We start from the raw sequence: 14,404 nt of genomic DNA, 5'->3' as shown, positions 1-14,404 counted from the left end.
ACCATCAGCCAGATGAGCGATGATCCGCTCATCAGCCTGCCAGCCGTGGCGCGCTGATCATCCCGGCCCATGCCGGAGAACGCGGCGACCAAGGCCGCCACCTACACCACTCCCTGGGACAGGATCCCTGTCGGTCAAGCTTGACGATCCGAGCTTCCCTGCCCCGATCTACGCAACGCTCGCTGAAGTGGAAGGCGAAGACGGACTCCAGCTCATCTGGTCCCGCCCGAGCAGGGACTGAGGTTTCCAGGGGCCCCGCCGCCGGCGGGGCCCCAGCAATGCAGGAAAACATGGCTCCGTCTTGGCGGTCTTGGTACCGGAAGCGGGATTTCATCAGTTGCAAATTTCTCGGGCCGGTTTTGTGCAGTCCGAATATTTGCAAAGGCGCGCCAACCGCCGTACCCGATGTTGGGATTGGCGGCGATTTCATTCGTTGTCGTCGCCCGCTCTCGCCCGCGCGTGCCTATACGCCCCCATGGCTCGAGCATCGCCGATCGGGCAGTTGCACCTCCAACGACTTATATGAATCGATCGCAGCCAATCGATTCACGAGGGTGATGTTTCGTAAAGGTGGCTTCAAATGGAGCCGCTTGCCGGGGATAGTCGGTCCCGGGTTCCGCCTGGCGGCGGCGCTATGCTAACCCTCCTGCGGCGATCCTTTTAACCGGTCAAGCGGCGCGCGAATTGGCGCCGGACGCAGGATGCGTCCTCTGCCTGATACGCTCATTGCCTCAAGAGTGGCGGGGAGCCGCGACAGGTCTCATCGCCTTCGGCTGCGTCAGTTGCACCAGCTCCGACGCTGTCCCGCCCAGCTGCGCGCCAGGCCCTCGGATATCATGATTTCGCCGAGCGATGATCCGTTGCGCAGCACTGTCCGCAACTTCCGGCCGTTGCGATCTGCATCGCGCAAGCCGCTGGTGAGCGAAAATTCCCCGGCATTTAGGAGCACGAGCAGACGGTACTTTGCGGCTTCACCGAGCTCGGCTTCGCGCACGCAACGCGGCGGACTGAGCTCCGGTGTGTCGATGTCGGCGATGCGGATTTTTTGACCGCGAAACCAGAAGGTGTCGCCATCTACGACGCAATTGACGCGCGGGGCGTTGGAGCAGATCGAAAACTGTGCCGAAAGGCTGTCACGCGCCGCGGCATGCGAGACTGCCGGCCCAGCCATACAGAGCAGCGTGCCCGCGATGGCCAACGAGCCTTTGAGAAAATTCATGCTGGCTTCCTATTTCATTTTTTCGAATCTGTTTTCCGCTACGCAACTTTTCATGTCTGCACGGCGAAACCAAATCGCTCGGCCGCAGCGAAGCGGCGGATTGCCAGCAGTAAATACGATTTGCTCGTCGGCTCGCATCTGCAGCACTTCGTGCGGCTGGATCAATGGTCTTGCCGCGAGTTGCTTCGAACGTGTCCGCGAGGATCCCCGTGACTGGAAACTGCGGCTCACCTGATCGATCTCGACAGTCGTCATTCCGCATCGCCGGGAAATGTAGTCGGCGGTTTCAGGATCGTTGATGGCAGCGAAACTGATCCAGCTTACACTTTCGAACCACTTGCTTGCCGCGTCGCGCCCGCCATAAGCTTCTCGCATCTGACCTATCGACTGATAGATCATCGTGAGCGTGATACCGTACTTGCGACCGGCGTCCCTTGCCGTTTCAAGAACGCGCATGTAACCGAGCCGGGACACCTCGTCGAGAAGGAACAAGGTGCGACCGTTCATCTCCCCATTGCGATTGTAGATCGCGTTGAGCAACGCGCCGATGATGACACGGGCAAGGCCGGAGTGGCCTTCCAATGTTTTCAGATCCACGTTGATGAAAACGTCCGCGTGTCCGGTGGCAATCTCTCCGGTTGAGAACGTCGAGCCGGATACAAGTGCGGCGTAGTTTGAGTAGGACAGCCAATGCGTTTCCCTAACCGCGTTTGCATAGACGCCCGAAAAAGTCTCCGGCGTCATGTTCACGAAGGCCGCAACGTTCTCCTTCACGAAGTCGGAATCCGAATTGTCATAGATTGTTTGCAACCGCTCGCGAAGCTTCGGCTCCGGTTCGGAGAGGTTCTTGCGTACCTGACGCAAAGTTTGGTCCGCTTTGTCAGTGCGTCCCGACAGGCACACATCGGCGATCAGAGCCGTCAACAACTGTAGCGCTGACGCGCGAAAGAAGTCATCGCGCACGCCACGTACACCACCGCTTTCGCTCATGATCCACGAAGCGACCGACGCAATATCCTCTTCCTTCGTTCCACCAAACCGACCGACCCAATCCAACGCGTTGAATCCTGTCTCCGGGGCCATTGGATCGAGGACGAAGACGTCCCGGTCGGCGTCTCGCCTATGCTTCGAGACCATTGGCGCTACTTCTTTCGACGGATCAAGGATGACTACGGAGCCACCCCATTTGAGTGCCGTCGGGATCGTCACTGACGTCGTCTTGAAGCCGCCGGATCCGGCGAATACGATCCCGTGTGAGGAGCCGAATGACCCGTCGAAACAAAGGAGCGGCGATTTGCCACCGGCACCCCAGGTGTCGGGACTATCCGCGCGAAACGACTGTGCTGCAGTGCTATCCTTATCGACCCGGTAAAGCTCTCCGACAACGATTCCTCCGGATTCGGGAAAAAGCCTTGCGGCCGATGCGAGCTTCATCCAGTCCGCTTCTCCATGAAGTGCCCGTCTTCCGTTGACACGCTTCGGTTCTGGACGCGCAAAAGCGGCGTTGCCGATCAACACGACCCTCAAAGCGAAAGACGCCGCCATCAGCGCGATCGCAGCGCCGAGCACTGTTGCGGGGTCAAGAGAGGCCGCCAGGTTCTTGCCTGCCGGCATCTTCCCCACAAACGCGGCAAGACGTACCGCTTCACGCAACGCGGCGATCAGGATTGTTGCACCGCTCCCGGCAACGACACCCCAGCCGGAAAAGCGGACACTTGCCGAACCAGCAGACGCGAATAGGAAGACGACACCCACCGCCGACGCTGCAATATACGGCGCAGAAATTCCAACGCGACCAAGAGCGACCTTTGCCGCTTCCGTGTTTCCGAAGCCTTGAAGCCAAGTCTCCATTCCGGTCGTGAAAAAGATGGCGGTCACCATGAGTGCGACCGGTGCGACGACCAACAGGGTCCTAGTCGCCGTCATTGCTGAAGGCCTCCGCACCGATAGCGATCAGCCTGGTTCGCTCGCCTTCATCGTATTTGAGGCGGCGAGAGAGTTCGATGAGCGCGCCCAGGATAAGCGCGCGCTTCTCGTATCGCAGACCTGCTTTGACGATCAGGTCGCCAAGTTCGATCTTGTCGCGCGTGTCCTTTTTGCGCGCCTTTGAAGTCGTAGTGCGGCGCATGCGCTCAAGCCTCGTGACCGCTCCCCGAAGTCGCGCCAGCCGAGACCGTCGCACTTTCCGTCGTGGCCGCGACGCCAACCCCTGCCCGCCCCTTTCCGTTCGATCCGACTTTGCCTCCGCGAAAGTGTTTGGCCATATCCTCGAAGGCCTTCTGAAGATCCGCCTCCTCGATCTCGATTTCACCGAGTCCGGCCTTGAGTGCGATGCGACCGATCCGTTCGGCTTCACGCGTCTCGGCGTGCTTCAGCTGTTCCTGGAGCTTGGCGATTTCTTCGCGGATCCTGGAGGAGGGCTTCTTCATTTACGGTTGTCCCTGTCTGATGTTGTTTGGATTGAACAGCATCAGGTTCGTTCAGATCGGCGTGCCGATCCACTAACAGAAGTGCGAGTTGGCGCAGCCAACGCCTTTGATCATGATCCCGGCCGTTCCGAAGGAGCGGATCCGAAGGGCGCAATTATACGTCGCTGACGCGACGCTTTGCTTTTTGGCCCAGCGGGGCCGCCGCTCACGACGAATGTATTGAATTCGCTCGATCACAGGAACTTTCGTCGCGATGGCCGCTCCGCATTTTTCCGTCAGTATCGTCGCACGCGGCTCCGGCCGAAGTGCAGTGCTGTCGGCGGCCTACCGGCACTGCGCGAAGATGGACTACGAGCGTGAGGCCCGTACGATCGACTACACCCGCAAGCAGGGACTTCTGCATGAGGAGTTCGTCATCCCCGCTGATGCGCCGGAATGGCTGCAATCGATGATTGCCTATCATTCGGTGTCCGGCGCCTCGGAAGCCTTCTGGAACAAGGTCGAGGATTTCGAGAAACGCTCGGACGCCCAGCTTGCCAAGGACGTGACCATCGCCCTGCCGATCGAACTTTCGGCCGCGCAGAACATCGAGCTCGTGCGGGATTTTGTTGCAAGACATATTACGGCTCAGGGCATGGTGGCGGACTGGGTCTTCCACGACGCGCCCGGCAATCCGCATATCCATCTGATGACGACATTGCGGCCCCTGACCGAAGATGGGTTCGGTTCGAAGAAGGTTGCTGTCACAGGTCCGGACGGCAAACCGCTTCGTAATGATGCTGGCAAGATCGTCTACCAGCTTTGGGCCGGAAGCCTCAACGACTTCATTGTGTTTCGAGATGGCTGGTTCGCCTGCCAGAACAGGCATCTTGCGCTCGCCGGCCTCGACTTGCGCGTCGATGGCCGCTCCTTCGAAAAGCAGGGTATTGCGCTCATGCCCGCAATCCATCTCGGCGTCGGCGCCAAGGCCATGGAGCGGAAAGCGACTGGTTGCGGAGAGGTGGCAGCGCTCGAGCGGTTGGAGCTCCAGGCGCAACGTCGCGCCGAGAATGCGCGTCGGATCCAGAGAAATCCTGGTATCGTGCTCGACCTGCTCACCCGTGAGAAGAGCGTTTTCGACAGCCAAGACATCGCGAAGATCTTGCATCGCTATATCGACGACGCCGGCCTCTTCCAGAACCTGATGGCGCGCATTCTGGAGAGCCCGGAGACGCTGCGACTGAATCTCGAGAGGATCGACTTTGCGACGGGTTTGCGCGCCCCGGCGAAATACACCACCCGCGAGCTGATCCGGCTGGAAGCCGGGATGGCCAATCGCGCGATCTGGCTGTCGCAGCGGTCCTCGCATGAAGTTCGCCGGCCAGTGCTCGACGCGACATTCGCACGTCATGACCGGTTATCAGACGAACAGAAAACGGCGATCGAGCATGTCGTGGATAAAGCACGCATCGCTCTTGTCATCGGCCGCGCCGGTGCGGGCAAGACGACCATGATGAAGGCGGCGCGGGAGGCGTGGGAAGCCGCCGGTTATCGTGTCGTCGGCGGCGCGCTTGCCGGTAAGGCGACCGAAGGTCTGGAGAAGGAAGCGGGCATTGCCTCGCGCACGCTTGCGTCCTGGGAAATGTGCTGGGGCAAGGGTCGCGAGCAACTCGACGACCGTTGCGTTTTCGTTCTTGACGAGGCGGGCATGGTCTCATCGCGGCAGATGGCGCTGTTTGTCGAAGCCGTCACCAGTTCCGGTGCCAAGCTCGTTCTTGTCGGCGATCCGGAGCAATTGCAGCCGATCGAAGCGGGCGCCGCCTTCCGGGCCATCGCGGATCGGATCGGTTATGCCGAGCTCGAAATCATCTACCGCCAGCGCGAGCAGTGGATGCGCGATGCTTCGCTCGATCTGGCGCGTAGCAATGTCGGCAAGGCGGTCGAAGCCTATCGCGCCAACGGCAGGATGATCGGCGCAGAACTGAAGTCGGAGGCAGTCGCAGCTCTCATTGCCGACTGGAACCGCGACTTCGATCCTGCGAAGTCTTCCCTGATCCTCGCTCATCTACTGCGCGACGTCCGGATGTTGAACGAATTGGCGCGGGCCAAGCTCATACAGCGCGGCATCATTAAGTCGGGTGCGACATTCAAGACAGCAGACGGCGATCGCAGTTTCGCAGCGGGCGACCAGATCGTCTTCCTGAAGAACGAGGGATCGCTGGGCGTCAAGAATGGCATGCTGGCCAAAGTCGCCGATGCGGCTCCCGGTCGCATCGTTGCGGAGATTGGCGACGGCAAGCATCGCCGCCAGATCTCGGTGGATCAGCGCTTCTACAGCAATGTCGATCACGGCTACGCGACCACCATTCACAAGAGCCAGGGTGCCACGGTCGACCGGGTGAAAGTACTCGCTTCCCTCTCGCTGGATCGTCATCTGACCTATGTGGCGATGACGCGCCATCGCGAGGATCTCGGCGTCTATTACGGCCGTCGTTCTTTTGCGAAGGCCGGCGGCCTAATCGCGATCCTGTCTCGCAAGAATTCGAAGGAAACCACGCTCGACTATGTGAACGGCAGCTTCTACCGCCAGGCCCTCCTTTTTGCCGAAGCTCGGGGATTCCATCTCGTCAATGTCGCGCGCACTTTAGCGCGAGACCGGCTCGTTTGGGTTGTCCGGCAGAAGCAGCGGCTCGTTGAGCTCGGCGCTCAACTGTCTGCCCTCGGCAAAGCTTTGGGCCTGTCCCCAATCAAGAAATCATCCGAAACAGCGAGCGCCATCAACGAGGCAAAGCCCATGGTGTCAGGAATTAAGGTATTTCCAAAATCGCTTGAGCAGACGGTAGAGGATAGGCTTGCAGCCGATCCCGGTCTGAAGAAGCAGTGGGAGGAAGTCTCATCTCGCTTCCTCGTTGTCTACGCGGAGCCGGAAGCCGCATTCAAAGCGATCAATGTCGACGCCATCCTTGCGGACGAAGCTGCCGCGAAGTCCGCGATCGCGAAGATCAACACGGAACCGGAAAGTTTTGGTGCGCTCAAGGGCAAGACAGGCATGTTCGTGAGCAGCGCCCACAAGCAAGATCGAGAAAAGGCGACTCTGAATGCCCCCGCTCTCGCGCGCAATCTGGAACGCTACCTGCGCCACCGCGCGGTGGCCGAGCGCAAGCACGAGACGGAGGAACGGTCGATCCGCGCAAAGTTCTCGATCGACATTCCCGTCCTCTCGCCGTCCGCCAAGCAGATACTCGAACGGGTTCGAGATGCGATCGATCGGAATGATCTTCCGGCGGGTCTGGAGTTTGCGCTTGCCGAGGGACAAGTGAAGGCGGAACTCGATGGTTTTACCAGGGCGGTGTCCGAGCGGTTTGGCGAACGGACCTTCCTCACACTGGCTGCGAAAGAGCCGAACGGCGAGACGTTCCAGAGGCTGACGTCGGACATGAACCCATCGCAGAAGGGCGAGGTCCAATCTGCTTGGAACGCCATGCGGACCGCTCAGCAGCTCGCCGCGCATGAGCACACCATGACTGCCTTGAAACAGTCAGAGACATCTCGTCAAACGAAGAGCCAGGGGCTCTCACTGAAATGATCCTTGCACTATTTGGACATTCGGGTCGGCCATCACGCGCAAGCGTCCGGTCGAGAAGTTTTCTGGTCGTCACCCTGGCAATTCCGATCATTGTCGGCTTGGGCGGGCTCCTCGGTTATCGTGTGAACCTGACACCAAGCGAGCCGTTGGGCGTCTGGCGTATCAGGCCGCTCGAGCGGCCGGCAGCCCGCGGCGATCTCGTCTTCATCTGCCCTCCGCAGGCGAGGTCTATGGAGATCGCGCGCCAGCGCGGTTATCTGAGGGCGGGACTTTGCCCAGGCGCTTACGCTCCGCTTATCAAGACGATCGTGGCCTTGCCAGGCCAATACGTTCAGATCGGTCACAACGTCACCATCGACGGTATTCCCGTGTTGAGCTCCACGCTTTCATCGAAGGACGGGAGAGGCCGACGATTGACAGCTTTCAGTGGCGGCAGCGTGCCGTCGGGCACCGTGTTCCTGCACTCTGGTTTCCGGGGCTCCTTCGATTCTCGATACTTCGGCCCGGTGCCGGCGTCGGGCATCCTCGGTTTGGCAGAGGAGGTTATCACTTATGTCCCATAATTGGTTCCGACCTCTCCTGCAGGTCATCAGTGCTGCGGCCGTCGGATGGGTTGGCTGGAGCGGTGAAGTGCTGCTGCTGCCGGTCTCGGCATTATTTCCCGCACTCTGGTCCACGGCGGAAAACAGAGCGCAGGCCGCGCTGGTTTCCACCGCTTACTTTCTGTCGGCGTCGCGTGGCTTGCCGCAAGGTGTGGCAACGTTTTACGCGTTCGACCTCTGGCCCGGATTGATACTGTGGTTGATCGCCTCGAGCGCCTTCGTCGTCGTCCATACGTCCTGTTGGACCGGAAGAAGTGGTTGGCGGCGCGGGATTTTCTATCTCGGCGCATCCGTCCTCATGGCGGTCCCACCATTTGGAATTCTTGGCTGGGCGCACCCGATCACCGCCGCAGGCGTCGTGTTCCCGGGATGGGGTTGGTCGGGACTGGTGCTGATGGCAGCCGGCCTCGCCGTCATGACGACTTGGCTTCGGCCGGCTGCAGCCATAGCCTTGATGAGCTTCTGGCTCTGGTCCGCCGCTGAGTGGACGACGCAGAGTTTACTTTCGGGTTGGCATGGTGTCGATCTTGATTTCGGCGCCTCCCTCGGTCGCGTGAGCAATCTTGACCGCCACCGTGCTCTGGCAGCAACGGTCGGGGCAGCAAACCAAGGCCAAGGTTCGGTTGTCGTTCTTCCCGAGAGCGCGCTCGGTTTCTGGACGCCGACGGTCGAACGCCTCTGGAACCATGAGCTGAATGGAACCGGTCTCATCGTGCTCGCTGGCGCAGCGGTCTTGAATGACGATGGATACGACAACGTCTTGGTGTCGATTTCCGAAAAGGGTGGTGAAGTCGCTTATCGTGAGCGAATGCCGGTTCCCGGTTCCATGTGGCAGCCGTGGCAGGCCTGGACAGGGGGAGACGGTGGCGCCAAAGCACATTTCTTTGGCGATTCCGCCGCCTTCGTTGGTAATACCCGCATCGCTCCCCTGATTTGCTACGAATTGCTTGTCGCCTGGCCGGTCCTGCAATCGATGCTCCGTGATCCCGACGCCATCGTCGCCGTCGGCAATGGCTGGTGGACGGCTGGAACCTCAATCGTCGACATCCAACGCGCCAGCGCTCAGGCCTGGGCACGGCTCTTCGACAAACCTCTCGTCATTTCCTTCAATACGTGAACCGGGAGATCGCATGATGGACATTGCGTTGATCAAAGAATGTGCCGACCCCTCACTCAGGCCGGCGATCGTAGAGAATTTTGTTGAGGCAGCCGGCTCGCCCGATCCGCTTACCATTACCGTGAATTCGGGCGGGCGATTGATCCTCGTGCCGAAGGCGACAACAGCGGACAGCGCAATGGAGATCATTCGGCAGAATGTAGGGCGCGCAGTCGTTCGCGTGGGCCTAACGCAGTTTCCGGCAGGAGTAGGCTTGAAAGAGGCGTCCGAACTGAAATCCGACCTCGTCGAACCATGTGCGAACCTGCGAATGGGCACGCTGATGTTTGCGAAGATCCTGCGCATCGTTGCCAAATGGTACGGCAATCCGAGGAGCGATGACGTCTTTCCGCAGATTTTCGAGGATGCGGTCTATGCTTGGAAGACGGGAGAGTTCGAAGGCGTAAGCGTGTTCGAGGCGGAGGACCCGGGAGGTTCAATCGAAATGCCGAAGCAAAGCAAAGTGCATTCGATCGATGATGAGGAAGCAGCAATGACCATACCCGCGAACGGGACGAATGAGGATCTTGGACGCGCTGGAATTCGCATTGACCTGTCCCGCATCGGCGGAAATTGACATTCACCCCGTTCCCTGTGTCGTCAGAATGGCATTGTGATATCTTCGCCGATCTGGATGGCGCCGTACGTGAGACAGTCCCTAAGGCGGTCCAATCCCTCTTCCCTCATCATGCCAGCTCCGGCGCGAATGGCTTCCTGCCATTGCGGACCGCGTTCCCACGCCTCGTTGTATACGAGGGCTAGGTCCGATGCCCTCCTCGTCTGCTGCAGGGCCTCGAACAGAAGTTCGGCCTGTCGGATATCCTTGTCCCGCTTCGCAGCCCCCTGCACGTCGTTGTGTCGGCGGCTGGCGACGATGAGCTTATGGACGGCATACCGCTCGGGGGCTGGGACAGTCACAGGGACACCGGACTTGTGAAGCAGCATTGTCCGCACCGGATCGCGGATCAGGAAATCGAGAAAACGCAGCGGATCGGCACGAGCTCCACCCAGAGCTGGCATCTTAGCGGGCTGGTCGAGGTAATCGTCTGAGCCGCGGTTCGATGTCAGAAACTCGACTCTGTAGCCGTTGGCGGTTCGGAAAGCGGACGAGGACGCGGCGCCCGATCGATGGGGCACCGGGATGAAGGTGGGATCCACTGACTGCAGCAGTTCGAGCATCGGCGGCAGGGTGTCTTCAACCTCACGAGAGATGGCGTAGTCCTGTGCGATGTCCGCATCGCCTGTGAGGAGCGCGGCCATCGGCAGGCGAACACCGAGGATTCCGGCGTAAGTCTGAAAAGCTACCGTGCCGATGAGAACGCCCCGCAGCCGAAATAGGCCTGCAGCCGACAGCGCCTCGACGATATCGCCCGTCATTGAATCCGGAGCGATCATGCCTCCTTCGCGGGTCAGCGACGCCACCATGCGCCTGCGGGCGCGAAGGTCGTCTTTCTCTCGCTTGTGGGTTTCGACGCGCTTTGCGATGTCCGGATCGTCCGCAGGACCAACGTAGCGGCGTGTCCTGCCCCCAGTTCCATCAGGGATATCGAAGTACCAGTAGCGGCGATCTTTCACTGTGACCGGCGTGAACCTGCCCTCAGGGGGGAAGTCGGCCGTCCATGCGGCGTCGAGCGAGCGTTGGCCGAGTTCGGCCAGCATGGTCTGGTACATGAGGTCGATTTGCTTCATTGGCGGGCTTTTTTCCTCGGATTTCTGCATCTCGATTGCGTAGCAGGATAGGCAAGCCGCTTGTCGCCGAGCGGATAGACCGCCACTGGCTCTCTCTTGGGGAGAATCTCGGCTTATTTTTCACCGGACTCAGCTGTCCGTGTCGCATTCCTCGACGTTATACCGTTTATCAAAAAAAGGTATAACTGGATGGGAATCGAGGGTCAAGGATAGGACCCTGATGTCGTCGAAAAAATCAACGTTATACCTTTCCACAAAAAAGGCATAACCCCTTCGTCCAAACACCCAAGGATCGTTGGCCGTACTGCGGCGTTTGAGTCCAAAGCATAAAATTAGTGCGATTCAGATACTTGATATTAGTGTTTGTCGAAGGCGCCAAATAAAAGCGCAACAATGCACGGAAATAGCGAGGCGCTAACGGTGCGCCGTCGCCGGAGCTCAACCTGCGGAAATCGATCAACAACCGACGAGGTTCGTCTAATGGCCGTGCTCAGCTAGCCCTTGTAATGGGATGGGAAGATAATGTCCTGGTCGACGAGAACGTTGAACCTGTAGCCCGGCCTGATCCGGATTGTCGGCTGCACGTTGAGATTCTTGGAGATCGTCTGCTCGGCGACGCGTCCGAAGGTTTCTGCGAAATTCCTGCGCGCTGCGTCCGAGGCGCTATCCTGTGTCGCAAGGGTCGAGCTTTCCGGCATTGAAGCATCGATCCCGGTGCCGATGAGCGCAATAAGCGCCGCCGATCCGAATGTTCGCCAGAGGTGCCGGTCGACCCGGTCTCTTAAGCCGCCATAGCCCTCGGCATCCGTGCCGGCCATGCCGCCGATCTGTAGTGTTGAGCCATTCGGAAGAATGAGATCGGTCCACACAACGAGCACGCGCTGCTGGCCGAACGACACCTTTGAATCGTAGCGCCCGAACAGTCTTGCACCTTGCGGGATCAACAGGCGGTGTCCGGTTGCGCTGTCATAGACGTTTTGGCTGACCTGCGCTGTGATCCTTCCAGGTAGGTCGGAGTTCAAGCCCGTAAGCAAGATCGCAGGGATGACTGAGCCGCGTTTCAGCTCATAGGGAGAAAGCGCCGGCACGACCTGGTTGGGCAGGTACCCGAGATCCTTGATGTCCTGATTGAAAAAGTCTTCCTTCGATGTTTGTCCATTTGGATCGGCATTCTGGCCCATCGCACTGGACTTCATCGCGGCTGCATAGAGGTCAGAAGCGCTATTGGGGGCGCGACTTGAGCTCTGGCTGCCGCTGACACGATCAGAGGTAGACGTCCGAGCGTTGGAGACGTCAACAGTCAGAGGTGAATCCATTGCGGTAGCACGCGCCTGCAGGCGGGCCATTCGTTGGCGCTGGGCTTCCCGGATATATTGTTCGTCCTGCTCGCGCTTCAGTCGAGCTTTCCAGTCTTCCTCGGACTCCAGCCGTTGCCGCTTGCTATCGCGGACCTCTGCTTGCCGCTCGATGTCCGGCTCCCTCGCCTGCTCCTTCTCGACAACGGCTGGCGTCGGCTGGACGCTTTCTTTGCCTTCAGGCTCCCCGATAATCCCGTCCGGCACACCGCGCTTCAACTGGTCTCCGAAATTCGTAGCGCTGCCGTTTGCCGCGCTTTCAAGCTCATTGGCTCGATTGAACGATAGTCCGCGCCATGAAAGTCCAATCACGACAACGCCGAGGAACAGCGCAACGATCATGACTGTGACGATGATTGGCAGCCGGTTGAGGCGGCGCATCCCATGCTGATCGTCGCCATTAGGGGATGCACCGAGCTGTAGCGATTGAACCAAAGTCGCCTCCTGTCATCCGCGCTGCATGATCGAAAGCGGGCTCGTCGGCGTCGCGCCTGTCGCAGTGGGCGTGTAGGCGCGGCCAAGCGAGATCGAGGACGTGGTCAGCCGCGCGAAAACCTGGCCGTCGATGCTATCGATTGAATAGGCGAGTTCGATCGGGTTCTGATCCTTGGCAGCTTTTCCATCGGCAACGATCGTATGTCCCCACCCCTTCAAGGCGGCCTCGAGCGCGGCCGCATATTCGGACGGCTCTCCCTGCAACTTGATGGTGGCCGCGCCGGCGGACCTGATTTGCTCGGCAAACCTGCTCGCCATGTCGCCTGCTATCGCGCTTGCAGCCGGCCCGGTGATGGCGATCGGCGCTCCTATCACCGAGTGCTGTGGATCGGCGGTCTGGCAGCTTGCAAGAAGGGGTGCCGCAACGAGAGCGGCGAAAAATCTTGGCACGGTTCAACCTCCTCGCCTGATCGTGATTTTCTGCTGACGCCAGCCAACACCAGAGACAAGGATTGCCCGATCGATGGTGTAGTCGACGATCATCATGTCGTTCTTCATGCGGTAATTGACCACGCGGTTCTGGCCGCCGCTGACGACAAAGAGAACCGGTGCATCCTGCCCGGCGATGGAACGTGGAAAGTGGATGTAGGTCTTGCGGCCATCGGAATAGACGCGCTTCGGCTTCCAAGGCGCGCGTCCGCTTACCGTATATGAAAAAGTCAGCACCTCGGGCGCCGCCGACCCGAAGCTCCCGGCCTCCAGTCGTGAGTTGATATCGGCGAGCTTGTGCGCGACATCCTCCGGATACTCAAACCCCACCCTGGCCATATATTGGTTCGGATGAGACTTCAGCTGGATGTGATAGGTTCGCCGCGACGTCGTGACGACCATTGAGGTCACGATGCCAGGTTCGGATGGCTTGACGATGAGATGGATTGCCTGCCCGCCGGCAGCACCTGATGTCGCCGGCTCGACCTTCCATCGGACCGTATCGCCAACGAGCACGTCGCGAACGATCTCGCCGCCTTGCAGTTCGATATCGCAGACTTGGAGCGGCGAGCAAACCACCGAGGGCTGGATTTGCCCAAAGAGGAAGATGACCTTGCCGTCGGGCCCCTTTGTAACGAGCCCCGGCGCGCCACGCCATTTGGCGGATAAACTCGTGCCCTTTGCCTCGCTCGTCGTCATATCTTGCGCGAACGTGCCGCCGACAAACGCGAGCCCGGCCATGCAGCCTGCCGCCGCCATCAATACTGATTTGTGCATTTGAATGTCCCTGCCCTTAAAGCTGCGCGGTCCAGTCGAAGTCCTGGACGTAGAGGCCAATGGGATTGATGCGGATGATCGCCTCGTCCTGCGGCGTCGTCAGCGTGACAGTTGCGATCCCGCGGAACCGGCGCGTGCCGGATTCCTTGCCCTTGCGGTCGCGCTCGTATTCCGTCCAGTCGATTTGGTAGGTCTGGTTCGAAAGCGCGACAACGTTGTTGACCTCGATGGCCACGGTCGACGACTTGGCCTTCTCAAACGGCGAGTTGCCGCGAAACCATGAGTTGATCTTTTGGGTAGATGGATCCGATGTGCGAAGGAGGGCGTAAGTGCGGTCTATGTACTGCTTCTGGACCACTGCATCCGGGGAGATGCTCCGGAAGCTCGCCACAAAATTTGCAAGCGTCGCACGCACCACGCGCGCATCGGCATACTCTATCTGCTCCGGGAAACCCGCGGCGATCGGGGTGCCTAGCTTGTCGACCTCGACGATGTAGGGCACCAGCCTGACCTGGGTGCTCAAATACATTGCGTAACTGAATCCGATAACAGCCATGGCAAGCCCGAGAATGCCAACGATGCGCCACGCGGCGGCCGCCTTGACATAGGAGCCGTATCGCTCGGACCATTCCTGACGCGCAGCAAGGTACGGGTTTTCGGGGGCGCGGTTTGCTGCCATTGGTATATT

General features: G+C 59.7%; 13 protein-coding genes and 1 pseudogene. 5 read left to right on the top strand and 9 right to left on the bottom strand.

Annotated elements, in window-relative coordinates; translation table 11 throughout:
- Positions 1-115 precede the first annotated feature (115 nt).
- A pseudogene (locus IB277_RS36210) lies at positions 116-241 on the top strand (DUF736 family protein); the annotation flags it as partial.
- Between the two features lie 537 nt (positions 242-778).
- On the opposite strand, the gene IB277_RS36205 reads toward IB277_RS36210, so the two are convergent.
- The 4 genes from IB277_RS36205 to traC are packed head-to-tail and all read right to left on the bottom strand — an operon-like array spanning position 779 to position 3,648.
- Positions 779-1,219 carry a thermonuclease family protein gene (locus tag IB277_RS36205; protein WP_192373134.1) on the bottom strand — a complete coding sequence of 147 codons (441 nt, stop codon included), beginning with the start codon at positions 1,217-1,219 and terminating at the stop codon, positions 779-781.
- Between the two features lie 9 nt (positions 1,220-1,228).
- Positions 1,229-3,145: a Ti-type conjugative transfer system protein TraG gene (gene traG, locus IB277_RS36200; protein ID WP_192373132.1), complete on the bottom strand. Its 1,917-nt coding sequence runs from the start codon at positions 3,143-3,145 to the stop codon at positions 1,229-1,231.
- Positions 3,132-3,347 (bottom strand): type IV conjugative transfer system coupling protein TraD, encoded by a 216-nt coding sequence (traD, locus tag IB277_RS36195; RefSeq protein ID WP_090299536.1) that lies wholly within the window; start codon positions 3,345-3,347, stop codon positions 3,132-3,134. The genes traG and traD overlap by 14 nt, the downstream gene beginning before the upstream one ends.
- A gap of 4 nt (positions 3,348-3,351) precedes the next feature.
- On the bottom strand, positions 3,352-3,648 hold the full coding sequence (gene traC, locus IB277_RS36190) for a conjugal transfer protein TraC (RefSeq protein WP_060520078.1): 297 nt from the start codon (positions 3,646-3,648) through the stop codon (positions 3,352-3,354).
- Positions 3,649-3,901: 253 nt separating this feature from the next.
- On the opposite strand from traC, the gene traA reads away from it, so the two are divergent.
- Genes traA through IB277_RS36170 form a run of 4 tightly spaced genes read left to right on the top strand, consistent with a single transcriptional unit; the run spans position 3,902 to position 9,548 of the window.
- Positions 3,902-7,213: a Ti-type conjugative transfer relaxase TraA gene (traA, locus tag IB277_RS36185; protein WP_192373130.1), complete on the top strand. Its 3,312-nt coding sequence runs from the start codon at positions 3,902-3,904 to the stop codon at positions 7,211-7,213.
- A complete protein-coding gene (traF, locus tag IB277_RS36180; protein ID WP_192373128.1) occupies positions 7,210-7,776 on the top strand; it encodes a conjugative transfer signal peptidase TraF in 567 nt (188 codons plus the stop codon). Before traA ends, traF begins: the two co-directional genes overlap by 4 nt.
- Positions 7,766-8,932, top strand: a complete 1,167-nt coding sequence (locus IB277_RS36175; protein WP_192373126.1) for a conjugal transfer protein TraB — start codon at positions 7,766-7,768, stop codon at positions 8,930-8,932. The genes traF and IB277_RS36175 overlap by 11 nt, the downstream gene beginning before the upstream one ends.
- 13 nt (positions 8,933-8,945) lie before the next feature.
- Positions 8,946-9,548, top strand: coding sequence for a TraH family protein (locus tag IB277_RS36170; RefSeq protein WP_192373125.1), 603 nt, complete (start codon positions 8,946-8,948; stop codon positions 9,546-9,548).
- A 23-nt stretch (positions 9,549-9,571) separates the two neighbouring features.
- On the opposite strand, the gene IB277_RS36165 is transcribed toward IB277_RS36170, so the two are convergent.
- From IB277_RS36165 to IB277_RS36145, 5 genes are all read right to left on the bottom strand, one after another.
- Complete coding sequence (locus IB277_RS36165) at positions 9,572-10,660, bottom strand: GSU2403 family nucleotidyltransferase fold protein (RefSeq protein ID WP_192358408.1); 1,089 nt, start codon at positions 10,658-10,660, stop codon at positions 9,572-9,574.
- 494 nt (positions 10,661-11,154) lie between these two features.
- Positions 11,155-12,450 carry an IncP-type conjugal transfer protein TrbI gene (trbI, locus tag IB277_RS36160; RefSeq protein WP_192373123.1) on the bottom strand — a complete coding sequence of 432 codons (1,296 nt, stop codon included), beginning with the start codon at positions 12,448-12,450 and terminating at the stop codon, positions 11,155-11,157.
- A gap of 12 nt (positions 12,451-12,462) precedes the next feature.
- The gene (trbH, locus tag IB277_RS36155) at positions 12,463-12,900 is read right to left on the bottom strand and encodes a conjugal transfer protein TrbH (RefSeq protein ID WP_192373121.1); all 438 of its coding nucleotides are present in this window, start codon (positions 12,898-12,900) and stop codon (positions 12,463-12,465) included.
- Positions 12,901-12,903: 3 nt separating this feature from the next.
- A complete protein-coding gene (gene trbG / locus IB277_RS36150; RefSeq protein WP_029742466.1) occupies positions 12,904-13,716 on the bottom strand; it encodes a P-type conjugative transfer protein TrbG in 813 nt (270 codons plus the stop codon).
- Between the two features lie 16 nt (positions 13,717-13,732).
- Positions 13,733-14,395: a conjugal transfer protein TrbF gene (locus IB277_RS36145; RefSeq protein ID WP_060644937.1), complete on the bottom strand. Its 663-nt coding sequence runs from the start codon at positions 14,393-14,395 to the stop codon at positions 13,733-13,735.
- Positions 14,396-14,404 lie beyond the last annotated feature (9 nt).

The organism is Ensifer sp. ENS07 (genome assembly GCF_014852185.1).
GTDB classification, from domain to species: domain Bacteria; phylum Pseudomonadota; class Alphaproteobacteria; order Rhizobiales; family Rhizobiaceae; genus Ensifer; species Ensifer adhaerens.
This window is presented reverse-complemented; position numbering and strand designations above follow the sequence as displayed.

Excerpts from the sequence above, each read along its gene's own strand:
- IB277_RS36205 (WP_192373134.1), bottom strand. The coding sequence starts at position 1,219 with ATGAATTTTCTCAAAGGCTCGTTGGCCATCGCGGGCACGCTGCTCTGT.
- traG (WP_192373132.1), bottom strand. The coding sequence starts at position 3,145 with ATGACGGCGACTAGGACCCTGTTGGTCGTCGCACCGGTCGCACTCATG.
- traD (WP_090299536.1), bottom strand. The coding sequence starts at position 3,347 with ATGCGCCGCACTACGACTTCAAAGGCGCGCAAAAAGGACACGCGCGAC.
- traC (WP_060520078.1), bottom strand. The coding sequence starts at position 3,648 with ATGAAGAAGCCCTCCTCCAGGATCCGCGAAGAAATCGCCAAGCTCCAG.
- traA (WP_192373130.1), top strand. The coding sequence starts at position 3,902 with ATGGCCGCTCCGCATTTTTCCGTCAGTATCGTCGCACGCGGCTCCGGC.
- traF (WP_192373128.1), top strand. The coding sequence starts at position 7,210 with ATGATCCTTGCACTATTTGGACATTCGGGTCGGCCATCACGCGCAAGC.
- IB277_RS36175 (WP_192373126.1), top strand. The coding sequence starts at position 7,766 with ATGTCCCATAATTGGTTCCGACCTCTCCTGCAGGTCATCAGTGCTGCG.
- IB277_RS36170 (WP_192373125.1), top strand. The coding sequence starts at position 8,946 with ATGATGGACATTGCGTTGATCAAAGAATGTGCCGACCCCTCACTCAGG.
- IB277_RS36165 (WP_192358408.1), bottom strand. The coding sequence starts at position 10,660 with ATGAAGCAAATCGACCTCATGTACCAGACCATGCTGGCCGAACTCGGC.
- trbG (WP_029742466.1), bottom strand. The coding sequence starts at position 13,716 with ATGCACAAATCAGTATTGATGGCGGCGGCAGGCTGCATGGCCGGGCTC.
- IB277_RS36145 (WP_060644937.1), bottom strand. The coding sequence starts at position 14,395 with ATGGCAGCAAACCGCGCCCCCGAAAACCCGTACCTTGCTGCGCGTCAG.